The following is a 12,404-nucleotide window of genomic DNA, read 5'->3' as shown; positions in this document are numbered from 1 at the left end:
CTCCTGATTCATCCACAGGTTATGCACAGTCCGTCCACAGCCCTGAACCTGGAGGGACCTGCGAAAAGGCGGGTTTTCCACAGTTTCCACAGCACCGACGACTACGACGACAGTTATATCTATAGAGAGTTCATTAGTAATAGCGCTGTGAACAACCGAGCTTCAGCTAGAAGGAGCGAACCATGAAGTTCCAAGTTGACCGAGACACCTTCGCCGACGCTGTCTCGTGGACCGCCAAGAGCCTCCCGGCCCGCCCGTCGGTTCCCGTCCTCGCGGGCGCCCGCCTCTCCGTTGACGAGGGCAAGCTGACGATCTCCGGTTTCGACTACGAGATCTCCACCCGTGTCACCGTCGACGTCACCGGCGAGTCCGCCGGGACCGCCCTGGTCTCGGGCAAGCTCTTGTCGGAGATCGTGAAGGCCCTCCCGAACAAGCCCGTCGACTTCGTCGTCGACGGCCCCCACGCGGAACTCACCTGCGGCTCGGCGCGCTTCACCCTGCCGACGATGCCGCTGGAGGACTACCCCAGCCTGCCGCAGATGCCCGAGGCCATCGGCACGATCGACGCCGACGAGTTCGCGAAGGCCGTCGCGCAGACCGCCGTCGCCGCCGGCAAGGACGAGACCCTGCCGACGATGACCGGCGTCCAGGTGGAGATGACCGGCGGCGGCATCGGCATGCTCGCCACCGACCGCTACCGCATGGCCATCCGCGACTCCTCCTGGGAGCCCGGGGCCTCTGACGTGGCCGTCACCGTCCTGGTGCCCGCCAAGGCCCTGGCGGACACCGCCCGCACCTTCGGGTCCTTCTCCGGCCCCGTGACGATCGCCGTGCCCACCGGCACCGACGGCGCCCCCGGGATGATCGGCTTCATCGCGGGCGGTCGCCAGACCACCTCCCGCGTGCTCGACGGCCAGCTGCCGCCGCTGCGCAGCCTCCTCGCCACCTCGTACGCGACCACCTTGCGCGTCAAGACCTCCGAGCTCATCGAGGTCGCCCGCCGCGTCGCGCTCGTGGGGGACCGCAACTCGCCCATCCGCCTCTCGTTCGACGAGGACGGCCTCGTGGTCGAGGCCGGCGGCGCCGAGGACGCGAAGGCCTCCGAGGCGATGGACTGCACGCTCGACGGCGAGCCGGGCAAGATCGCGTTCAACCCGACCTACCTGCTCGACGGCCTCTCGGCTGTGGACGCCCCCTACACGGCGTTCAAGATGAACGAACTCGGCAAGCCCGTCGTGATGACCGGGCAGCCCGCGCCCGAAGATGAGGACTCCGACACAAACCACGACGTGTACCTGTACATGCTGCAACCATTGCGATGGGACGCCTGACCGCACAACGACGTGAGTGACCCTGGCGCGAACTTCGCTCAAGAGCGGACTTTTCTGCACTCAGTTTTGAAGGGGGGCGCGACATGCAACTCGGCATGATCGGGCTCGGCAAGATGGGCGGCAACATGAAGTTGCGCCTCGAGAAGGCTGGACACCAGGTCGTCGGCTACGACCGCAACCCCGACGTCGCCGACGTCGGCTCCTTGGCAGACCTCGTCGCCGCCCTCGAAGGCCCCCGGGCCGTCTGGGTCATGGTCCCCGCCGGGGAGCCCACCAGGTCCACCGTGGCCGAACTGGGCGCGCTGCTGTCCGAGGGCGACATCGTCATCGACGGCGGCAACTCGCGCTTCACCGACGACGCCGTGAACGCCGCGCTCCTGGCCGAGCGCGGCATCGGCTACGTCGACGCGGGCGTCTCCGGCGGCGTCTGGGGCATCACGGAGGGCTACGCGCTCATGGTCGGCGGCGCCGAGGGCGACGTGGAGCGCCTCATGCCGATCTTCAAGGCGCTCAAGCCCGAAGGCGAATTCGGCTTCGTGCACGCCGGCGGCGTCGGCGCGGGCCACTACGCCAAGATGGTGCACAACGGCATCGAGTACGCCATGATGCAGGCCTACGCCGAGGGCTACGAGCTGCTCGAGGCCTCCGAGTACGTCGACAACGTGCCCGAGATCTTCAAGTCCTGGCGATCGGGCACCGTGATCCGCTCCTGGCTCCTCGACCTCATGGACCGGGCGCTCACCGACGACCCCGAGCTCGACCGCGTCAAGGGCTACGTCGAGGACTCCGGCGAGGGCCGCTGGACCGTTGACGAGGGCATCCGCCTGCGCGTCCCGCTCCCGGCGATCACCGAGTCGCTGTTCGCGCGCTTCACCTCCCGCCAAGAGGACTCCCCGGCGATGAAGGCCGTCGCAGCGCTCAGGAACCAGTTCGGCGGCCATGCGGTGAAGACCGAGTAAAGCAAGCGGGCATCATAGAGGCGTGCGTGTACGACAGCTGCAATTGACGGACTTCAGGTCCTACGCGCACGCCCAAGTCCTGTTCGACGAGGGGCCCTCGATCCTGGTGGGCCCCAACGGACACGGCAAGACCAACCTGGTCGAGGCCCTGGTCTACCTGGCGAACCTCCGCTCCCACCGCGTCTCCTCCGACGCCCCCCTGGTCCGGCAGGGCTGCGAGCAGGCCGTCATCCGGGCCGAGATCCTCCACGAGTCCCGCCGCCTCCTCGCCGAGCTGGCGATCGTCCCCGGCAAGTCGAACAAAGCGCGCCTCAACCGCACCGACCTCAAGCGCCCGCGCGAGCTCATCGGGGCGCTCAAGGCCATCGCGTTCGCCCCCGAGGACCTGGCGCTCGTGCGCGGCGAGCCCTCCGCGCGGCGCCGCTACCTCGACGAGCTGCTGTGCGCGCGCTTCCCGCGCTACGCCGGGGTCCGCGCCGACTACGAGCGGGTCCTCAAGCAGCGCAACACCCTCCTGCGCACGGCCTACCTGGCGAAGAAGACCGGCGGCCGCGGCCCCGGCGGCGCCGAGATGGCCACCCTCGACGCCTGGGACGCGCACCTCGCGCGGCACGGCGCCGAGCTCATGGCCGGGCGCCTCGCGCTCCTCGAAGACCTGACCGAGCCGATCGGCAAGGCCCACAGCAAGATCGCGGACGGCCGCGCCGAAGTGCACCTGGCCTACGAATCGGAACTCGGCGGCGACCTCAACGCCGACCAGGACGTCCTCGCCGCCCGCCTCGGCGCCGCCCTCGCCGGGGCCCGCGCCAAGGAGGTCGAGCGGGGGACGACCCTTGTCGGCCCGCACCGCGACGACCTCGACCTGCGGCTCGGCTCGCTTCCCGTGAAGGGCTACGCCTCGCACGGCGAGACCTGGTCGGTGGCCCTCGCGCTCCGCTTGGGCGCCTTCGAACTCCTGCGATCGGACGGCACCGCCCCGATCCTCATCCTCGACGACGTGTTCGCCGAGCTGGACGCCACGCGGCGCGAGCGCTTGGCGGAATACGCTGAAGCCGCACCGCAGACGCTCATCACCTGCGCCGTCGCCGGGGACGTCCCCGAGCGGCTGACCGGCGCCCGCTACGACGTGTGGGAAGGGGAAGTCAAGCGTGTCCTTTAACGGCTCGGCCTCGAACGGCGGCTACGACTACCGCCCGCGTCCGCGCAGACGCGGCAAGTCCGACGACCCGCGCTTCCGCAAGGAGTGGTCCGGCCCCGGGCCCGACAAGCGCGACCCCGAGACGCTCGGGAGCCTCCTCCCCCAGGTCGTACGCAAGAACGGCTGGACCCGCAAAGTGGCCGACGCCTCGGTGTTCGGCCGCTGGGAGGCCATCGTGGGACCCGACATCGCGAGCCACTGCCGGCCCCAGAGCCTGGAGCACGGCGAACTCCTCGTCGTCGCCGAGTCCACCGCCTGGGCCACCCAGCTGCGGTTGTTCTCCCGCCAGATCCATGGCAAGCTCGCCGCGGCGCTCGGGCCCAGCGTCGTGAAGCGCCTGCGGATCGTCGGGCCGCAGCAGCCGACTCGCTCCTTCGGCCCGAGGCGAGTACGGTTTAATGGCTCCCGTGACACGTTCTGAAGCCGCGCACCCCTAAGTCCGTAGGGGGGTTCATGTCCCCGCCCCTCGATGCGACTGTGACGACAACGAGGCGCACGGAAGCGGTTACAGAAGTCCGGGCCAAGTAGACTTGACGGATGCGGTCCGGCCGGCGCTCGCAGCGCCCGGCCGTCTCCATGGTCGGCCCGCCCTCGGGCGCCTCAGGACCAGACATTCAGGCAGGTCCGAGGTCAGATGACTGAAAAGTGTCACAGCCATGGACTAACTTTTCACTACTGACTGTGAACGACGACAGAAGGAGTTGCCGGTGGCGGCGAAGCAGCAGGACGAGTACAGCGCCAGTTCGCTTACAGTCCTCGAAGGCCTCGAGGCCGTCAGGAAGCGGCCGGGCATGTACATCGGCTCGACCGGCGAGCGCGGCCTGCACCACCTCATCTGGGAAGTCGTCGACAACTCGGTGGACGAGGCGCTGGCCGGCTACTGCACCGACATCCTCGTGACGCTCACGGACGACGGCGGCGTCCGGGTCGAGGACAACGGGCGCGGTTTCCCGGTCGACCTCCACCCGAAGCTGAAGAAGCCCGGTGTCGAGGTGGCCCTCACGGTCCTCCACGCGGGCGGCAAGTTCGACTCGGAGTCCTATGCGGTCTCCGGTGGTCTGCACGGCGTCGGCGTCTCGGTGGTCAACGCCCTGTCGACCCGGATCTCGATCGAGATCTGCCGTGACGGCTACGTGTGGCGCCAGGACTACAAGCACGCCCAGCCGGGCCCGCTGGAGAAGGGCGAGACGACCGACAAGACCGGTACGGTGCTCACCTTCTGGCCCGACGGCGACATCTTCGTCACCCTCGATTTCGACTACAAGACGATCTACCGCCGCCTCCAGGAGATGGCGTTCCTCAACGGCGGCCTCGCGATCACCCTCCGCGACGAGCGGCCGGACCACATCGACGAGGAGACCGGCGTCAAGGAGGTGACCTTCAAGTACGAGGAGGGCATCGCCGACTTCGTGCGCCACCTCAACGCCTCCAAGAACGCCATCCACCCGACGGTGGTCGCGTTCGGCGCCGAAGAGGACGGCCAGTCCCTCGAGGTCTCGATGCAGTGGAACGAGTCGTACGGCGAGTCGGTCTACACGTTCGCGAACGGCATCAACACCCACGAGGGCGGCTCCCACGAAGAGGGCTTCCGCTCGGCGCTCACCAACGCGGTCAACAAGTACGGCCTCGAGAAGAAGATCATCAAGTCCGAGAAGGACCGCCTCTCCGGCGACGACATCCGCGAGGGCCTGGCCGCGATCATCTCGGTGAAGCTGCGCGAGCCGCAGTTCGAGGGCCAGACGAAGACCAAGCTCGGCAACACCGAGGTCAAGGGCTTCGTGCAGCGCGTCTGCAACGAGCACCTCCCCGACTGGCTCGACCGCCACCCGAAGGAAGCGCGGATCATCGTCCAGAAGGCCTCGAGCGCGGCGAACGCCCGCAAGGCCGCCGCGCAGGCCCGCAAGCTGGCCCGCCGCAAGAGCCTCCTCGAGACCTCGTCGATGCCGGGCAAGCTGGCCGACTGCCAGTCGACGAACCCGGAGGAGTGCGAGATCTTCGTGGTCGAGGGCGACTCGGCCGGCGGCTCGGCGAAGCAGGGCCGCAACCCGCGCACGCAGGCGATCATGCCCATCCGCGGCAAGATCCTGAACGTGGAGAAGGCCCGCCTCGACAAGATCCTCAAGAACAACGAGGTCCAGGGCATGATCACCGCCCTCGGCACCGGCATCCACGAGGAGTTCGAGGCCGAGAAGCTCCGCTACCACAAGGTCATCCTGATGTCGGACGCCGACGTCGACGGCCACCACATCAACACGCTGCTGCTGACGCTGCTGTTCCGTTTCATGCGCCCGCTCATCGAGCTCGGCCACGTGTACATGAGCCAGCCGCCGCTGTACAAGATCAAGTGGAACAAGAAGGGCGACCTGGTCGACTACGCCTATTCGGACGCCGAGCGCGACCGGATCATCGAGGCGGGCGTCGCCTCGGGCAAGGCCGACCCGCGGCGCTCCGACGGCGTCCAGCGCTACAAGGGTCTCGGTGAGATGAACTACACCGAGCTGTGGGAGACGACCATGGACCCCGCGCAGCGCAACCTGCTCCAGGTTCAGCTCGACGACGCGGCAACCGCCGACGAGCTCTTCAGCGTCCTGATGGGTGAGGACGTGGAGAGCCGCCGCCGCTTCATCCAGGAGAACGCCAAGGACGTCCGGTTCCTGGATATCTAACGGCCCGCCGACCACGTTCCGACGACAAGCAAGGAAGCACTGGTGCCTGAGAACAACCAAGACCAGCTTGAGATCCCGGAGGGCCACGGCCGCATCGAGCCGGTCGGCATCGAGGTGGAGATGTCGCGCTCCTACCTCGACTACGCCATGAGCGTGATCGTCGGGCGCGCGCTGCCCGACGTGCGCGACGGACTCAAGCCCGTCCACCGCAAGATCCTGTACGCGATGTACGACGGCGGCTACCGCCCCGACCGCGGGTACGTGAAGTGCTCGCGCGTCATCGGCGACGTGATGGGCCAGTTCCACCCCCACGGCGACTCCGCGATCTACGACTCGCTGGTGCGCATGGCGCAGCCGTGGAGCCTGCGGTACCCGCTCATCGACGGCCAGGGGAACTTCGGCTCCCCCGGCAACGACCCGGCGGCCGCCCACCGGTACACCGAGTCGCGCCTCGAGCCGCTCGCGATGGAGATGCTGCGGGACATCGACGAGGAGTCGGTGGACTTCGAGCCGAACTACGACGGCAAGACCACCGAGCCCACGATCCTGCCCTCGCGGATCCCGAACCTGCTGGTGAACGGCTCCGAGGGCATCGCGGTCGGCATGGCCACGAAGATCCCGCCGCACAACCTCCGCGAGGTCGCGGCGGCGGTCGACTGGTGCCTTGACAACCCGGAGGCCACCGAGGAGGAGGCCCTCGAGGCGATCCTCGGGATCATCACCGGGCCCGACTTCCCCACGGGCGCCACGATCCTGGGCCGCGCGGCGATCGAGGACGCGTACCGCACGGGCCGCGGCTCGATCAAGATGCGCGCCGTGATCGAGGTCGAAGAGGACTCGAAGGGCCGCGCCTGCCTGGTCGTCACCGAGCTCCCCTACCAGGTGAACCCCGACAACCTGGCCGAGCGCATCGCCGACCTCGTCAAGGAGGGCAAGCTCGGCGGCATCGCCGACATCCGCGACGAGTCCTCGGGCCGCACCGGCATGCGGATCGTGATCGTGCTCAAGCGCGACGCGGTCCCGAAGGTGGTGCTCAACAACCTCTACAAGCACACGCAGCTGCAGGACACGTTCGGCGCGAACATGCTCTCGCTGGTCGACGGCGTCCCGCGCACGCTGAACATCGCGCAGATGGTCCGCTACTACGTGGCGCACCAGATCGAAGTGATCGTGCGGCGCACCCAGTACCGGATGCGCAAGGCCGAGGAGCGCGCCCACATCCTGCGCGGTCTGGCCAAGGCCCTCGACCTGCTCGACGAGACGATCGCGCTCATCCGCCGCTCGCCTTCGGCGGAGGAGTCGAAGCAGGGCCTGATGAGCCTGCTCGACGTGGACGAGATCCAGGCCGTCGCGATCCTCGACATGCAGCTGCGGCGCCTGGCGGCGTTGGAGCGGCAGCGGATCGTCGACGAGCTCACCGACATCGAGACCAAGATCGCCGACCTGGCCGACATCCTCGCCAAGCCCGAGCGGCAGCGCCTGATCCTCCGCGAGGAGCTCGGCGCGGTCGTGGCCCGCTGGGGCGACGAGCGGCGCACGGTGATCATGCCCGACGCCGGCGAAGTGTCCATGGAGGACCTCATCGCCCGCGAGGACATCGTGGTCACGATCACCCGCGGCGGCTACGTCAAGCGCACCAAGACCGACTCGTTCCGCTCGCAGAAGCGCGGCGGGAAGGGCGTCCAGGGCGCGCAGCTCAAGCAGGACGACATCGTCAGCCACTTCTTCGTGTGCACCACGCACGACTGGATCCTGTTCTTCACCAATAAGGGCCGCGTCTACCGGGCGAAGGCCTACGAGCTGCCGGAGGCGAGCCGCACGGCCCGCGGGCAGCATGTGGCGAACATCCTGGCGTTCGGGCCCGACGAGCACATCGCGCAGGTCATCCAGCTGGCCCACTACGAGGTCACGCCGTACCTGGTGCTCGCGACCCGCAACGGCCTGGTCAAGAAGTCGAAGCTCACCGATTTCGACTCGCCCCGCACCGGCGGCATCGTCGGCATCAACCTGCGCGACGGCGACGAGCTCGTCGGCGCGGCGCTCATCCAGCAGGAGGACGACCTGCTGCTGGTCTCGCGCAAGGCCCAGTCGATCCGCTTCCAGGCGACCGACGAGGCGCTGCGGCCCATGGGCCGCGCCACCAGCGGTGTCATCGGGATGCGGTTCGTCGGGGACGACGAACTGCTCACCATGATCGTTCTGCGCGATAATATGGACATCCTCGTGGCCACCAGCCGCGGCTACGCGAAGCGGACTCCCGTCGACGCGTACCCGCAGCAGGGCCGCGGTGGCAAGGGCGTCCTGACCGCGAAGATCACGGAACGGCGCGGCGACCTGGTGGGGGCGCTGTCGGTGACGCCGGACGACGAGCTGTTCGCGATCACCTCGGAGGGAGGCGTCATCAGGACTCCGGTGCAGCCGGTCCGTCAGACTTCGGACCGCAACACTATGGGCGTCAAGCTGATCGACCTGCCCGAAGAGGTCTCGCTGCTCGCGATCACCCAGAGCGCCGAGGAACCGGAACCCGATGAGGGGCAGGACGAGTAGATGACCGAAGCGAAGGCCACCGCTGCGGAGACCGAGCGCGAAGACGACGTCCCGGAGTTCAGCTCCGAGGCGTCCGAGCAGGCCGAGCAGACGACATCCGGTGACTCGGTGTCATCCGTCTCCGCTCCGCCCTCAGCTCCGGCCCAGGACCAGACGTTGACGCTGCGCCGCCCGCCGGGCATGACGCCGCCGCCGGTCACGCCGGATTCGATCCCGTCGACCACGGGGAACACCGCGGCCAACCAGGCCGCGGGCGTGGCCTCCTCGGCCCGCGTCGCGGACGCCGTCCGCGCCGCGCGCGCCGCGGTGAGCCAGGCGGCCGCGCGCGGCCCGCGCCGGGCCCGCCTGCGGCTCAAGCGGATCGACCCGTGGTCGGTGATGAAGTTCTCGTTCGCCGTCTCGATCGTGCTGTTCATCGTGATGGTCGTGGCGACCACGGTCCTGTACATCGCGCTCGACGCGATGGGCGTCTTCGACACCGTCAACGACATGCTGCAGATGCTCATGGGCACCAGCGCCGAAGAAACGGCCGCCGGCACGGCGCCCTTCCGGATCACCGCGAAGGGCGTCATCGGGGCAGCGGCCCTGCTCGGCGTGGTGAACATGGTCCTGTTCACGGCGCTGGCGACGCTCGGCTCGTTCATCTACAACGTGTGCGCCGACCTCGTCGGCGGCGTCGAGGTGACGCTCGCCGAACGCGACTAGCGACAAGCGAAGCGAATGCCCGCGGCCTCCCGGTCGCGGGCATTCGCCGTCCCGATTCCGCCTAGTGACGGCCGTCCCTTACGACAGGGGGCCTGTTCGGCGGATCGTTCAGGGATGAGGTAATCTTTCTCAGCGCTGCCGATAAGGCCGCAACCTATAAGGGCGTATAGCTCAGGTGGTTAGAGCGTCGAGCTGATAACTCGAAGGTCCCAAGTTCGAGTCTTGGTACGCCCACCAGTAAAATCCCAGCTCAGGCCATGTGCCGAGCTGGGATTTCTGTCTATTCAGGATCTTGTGGGCCTGGATTTGAGGCAGATTTGAGGCATCTCCTAGAGGAAACCCGCAGGTCACGAGTGTTCTTGCGCCCCAAGGGAAAATAACTCCAAGGTCACAACATTCATCGATGTCTCCCATATTGCGGGAGGTTTCGGGCGGGGGCTACGCCCGCCCCGGAGGTTCCGTCCCACGCGCCGACATCGTTGAGCTCTGCTCACGCCTGGCCTCCACCGGCACGAGGCTTGCGGCAAGATGGGGTTCAAAAGATGAAAGGCCCTCAGTGTTGATAGTCAAATACTCCAACCGCATGATCCTCATCGTCGGCTCGATCTTCGGAGCCATCCCCGCGGTCTCGGTGATCCGCCTCGGCGAGGGAAGCCTGGTCAACTTCTGGATGCTCGGCTTGACTGCGGTCACGTTCGGGGTCGGCGCTGCCATCGGCGCGTTCGGCGTTGCACATTCGGTCACCCGTATCGACTCCCGCGGTCTGGCGCGTCGCCAGAGCAACGGGCGTTTCCACGAGCTCAAGCGGCTGAGGCAGGGCCAACGGTTCGTGATCGCTAAGAACTGCCTCTGCATCCAGCTGCCTGACGGAACCATCGAGAAGACCGAGATCGCCAGATGGCGGCTTCGCCGCAAAGACTGGGATCTGGTCGAGCAGCAGTACCCCGACGCCGACCCCGCCGACGCGCGACTCTCCGATCGCCGCGGCTGAACAGCGGGGACCGCGTGCGGATCGTCGCTCCGGCCTGTACACCAGACCGTGAGCACGTCGCCCGTGGCGTTGAGGTGCTCACTTCCTGGGGTCTTCAGGTCGAGCTCGGCGAGCATGTCTTCGACCAGTGGGGCTACATGGCCGGACGCGACGCGGACCGTGCCGCCGATCTGAACTCCGCGCTTCGCGACCCCGGTGTGCGCGCCGTCTTCGCCGCCATGGGCGGTAAGGGCACCTACCGGATCGTCGCCGGTCTCGACGTCGAGGCGGCGCGGCACGACCCCAAGCCGGTGGTCGGATTCAGCGACATCACCCACCTCCACCTCGCGCTCTGGAACCAATGCCGGCTGGCTGGCCTGCACGGGCCATACCCCAACCCGAGTGACGAAGGGGCGGTCTGGGCCGAGTCGCTGCGACGCGCGCTGATGACCACTGATCCGATCGTCCTCCACCAGGACGCTGATGAGGCTACGGCGGAAGTCACGGTCGAGGGCACCGCGACTGGCGTGCTGATCGGCGGCAATCTCGACGCGGTTCGCACCGAAGCGGGGGCCGGCCTGCCGAGCCTTGAAGGGGCGATCCTCTTCCTCGAACACCAGAAGGGCACCGGCCTGGGCGAAGTCGACCGGGCGCTCACCCAACTGGCGCGTTCGGGATCGCTCGATGGTCTGCGCTGGGTCGCGCTGGGCCAGTTCCTCGGCTTCGAGGACATCGCAAGTGACCCGACCCAGGGTGGTTGGGAGATCACGGATGTCCTGCGTGACCATCTGGCCCGCCTGGGTGTCCCCGTCCTCGGCGGTTTGCCGATCGGGCACGGCCGTTACCCGTCGATGCCGCTCGGCACCCAGGCCACCCTCGACACGGCCGCGGGAACTCTCACCGTCGAACCGGCAGTCTGCTGACCACCGACCAGCAGACGCCGTTCTGGTGGCCCGCTGGTCTTCGCCGTCCTGGTACGCCCGGAACGGCGTTCAAGAATCCGGCCTCAGGATTTATATCCTTTGTGGATATTTGTTGGGGCAGATTTGAGGCACTGGCCTGTGCTCGCATGTCTTCGGATGATCGGTGATGAGCGGCCCTGCGAAGTAGTTGCCCAGTTCAAGAGGCATATAGCCAGGTAGACGAGTATAAGAAGTGAGTTCTGATAACTCGAAGGTCCCAAGTTCGAGTCTTGGCACGCCCACCAACAACCCGCCGTTCACCGGCGGGTTTTTTCATGCCTGTGGCCCGCATCGCGGCGCGGAATAGGCGGGCCGCCCCTCGGCCTTGGACCTGTCAGCGTTCCCCCTGAGAAAGCAGCCCGCCATGACCGCCGCGCCCCGCTCGTTCCTGTTCCTCCTCGGCTCCGCCCGCACCGGCGGCAACACCGAGGCCCTCGCCCGCGCCGCCGCCGAGCACCTCGCTCCGGGGACCTCGCAGCGCTGGATCCACCTGGGCGAGCTGGGCCTGCCGCCGTTCACGGACCGCCGCCACACCGGGGACGGCATCACGCCCTTCGCCGAGGGCGCCGAGCAGATCGTGCAGGACGCGACCCTCGCCGCCACGGACATCGTGATCGCCTCGCCCCTGTACTGGTACTCGGTGAGCGGGCCGGTGAAGAACTACCTCGACCACTGGTCGGGCTGGCTGCGCGTCCCCGGCCTCGACTTCAAGGCCCGCATGGCGGGTCGGCGCCTGTGGGGCGTCACCGTCCGCGGCGACCACGACCCGGCCGCGGCCGTGCCGCTCGCCGGTACGCTGCGCCTGACCGCCGAGTACCTGAAGATGGACTGGCGGGGCGTGCTCCTCGGCTACGGCTCCCGCCCCGGCGACGTCGACCGCGACGAGAGCGCCCGTGCGGCCGCCAAGACCTTCTTCGACGGCGCCCGCGCCGAGACCCCGGACATCCTCTACTGACAGGCACCGGCCCGGCGGCCGGGCGGGGCGCGGTTCGCTATGCTGAGGCGCATCGCGCAATACCGATCACGGTGTTGCTGTACGCGGCAATCTCTGATATGGGGGCCTGGG

General features: G+C 67.9%; 10 protein-coding genes and 1 tRNA gene. All 11 read left to right on the top strand.

Annotated features, from left to right (window positions below; all coding sequences use genetic code 11):
- The first annotated feature begins 182 nt into the window (after positions 1–182).
- A complete protein-coding gene (gene dnaN / locus O1R50_RS16505; RefSeq protein ID WP_270111214.1) occupies positions 183–1,331 on the top strand; it encodes a DNA polymerase III subunit beta in 1,149 nt (382 codons plus the stop codon).
- Positions 1,332–1,414: 83 nt separating this feature from the next.
- Positions 1,415–2,290, top strand: coding sequence for a phosphogluconate dehydrogenase (NAD(+)-dependent, decarboxylating) (gnd, locus tag O1R50_RS16500; RefSeq protein ID WP_270111213.1), 876 nt, complete (start codon positions 1,415–1,417; stop codon positions 2,288–2,290).
- A 22-nt stretch (positions 2,291–2,312) separates the two neighbouring features.
- On the top strand, positions 2,313–3,449 hold the full coding sequence (gene recF, locus O1R50_RS16495; RefSeq protein WP_270111212.1) for a DNA replication/repair protein RecF: 1,137 nt from the start codon (positions 2,313–2,315) through the stop codon (positions 3,447–3,449).
- Positions 3,439–3,909 carry a DciA family protein gene (locus O1R50_RS16490; RefSeq protein ID WP_270111211.1) on the top strand — a complete coding sequence of 157 codons (471 nt, stop codon included), beginning with the start codon at positions 3,439–3,441 and terminating at the stop codon, positions 3,907–3,909. The genes recF and O1R50_RS16490 overlap by 11 nt, the downstream gene beginning before the upstream one ends.
- Positions 3,910–4,195: 286 nt before the next feature.
- Positions 4,196–6,154, top strand: coding sequence for a DNA topoisomerase (ATP-hydrolyzing) subunit B (gene gyrB, locus O1R50_RS16485; protein ID WP_408612718.1), 1,959 nt, complete (start codon positions 4,196–4,198; stop codon positions 6,152–6,154).
- Positions 6,155–6,274: 120 nt separating this feature from the next.
- A complete protein-coding gene (gyrA, locus tag O1R50_RS16480; protein WP_408612724.1) occupies positions 6,275–8,701 on the top strand; it encodes a DNA gyrase subunit A in 2,427 nt (808 codons plus the stop codon).
- Positions 8,702–9,406, top strand: coding sequence for a DUF3566 domain-containing protein (locus O1R50_RS16475; RefSeq protein ID WP_270111208.1), 705 nt, complete (start codon positions 8,702–8,704; stop codon positions 9,404–9,406).
- Positions 9,407–9,566: 160 nt separating this feature from the next.
- A tRNA-Ile gene (locus tag O1R50_RS16470) sits at positions 9,567–9,643 on the top strand.
- A gap of 346 nt (positions 9,644–9,989) precedes the next feature.
- Entirely contained in the window at positions 9,990–10,397 is a 408-nt protein-coding gene (locus O1R50_RS16465; protein WP_270111206.1) for a hypothetical protein, read from the top strand.
- Positions 10,398–10,411: 14 nt separating this feature from the next.
- Positions 10,412–11,299, top strand: coding sequence for a S66 peptidase family protein (locus O1R50_RS16460; protein WP_270111205.1), 888 nt, complete (start codon positions 10,412–10,414; stop codon positions 11,297–11,299).
- 403 nt (positions 11,300–11,702) lie between these two features.
- Positions 11,703–12,293 (top strand): flavodoxin family protein, encoded by a 591-nt coding sequence (locus tag O1R50_RS16455; RefSeq protein WP_270111204.1) that lies wholly within the window; start codon positions 11,703–11,705, stop codon positions 12,291–12,293.
- Positions 12,294–12,404: the final 111 nt, after the last annotated feature.

It is taken from the genome of Glycomyces luteolus, from assembly GCF_027622875.1.
GTDB lineage: Bacteria > Actinomycetota > Actinomycetes > Mycobacteriales > Micromonosporaceae > Glycomyces > Glycomyces luteolus.
Note: the sequence above shows the minus strand (reverse complement) of the source record. Positions and strands in the feature narration are given on the sequence as shown.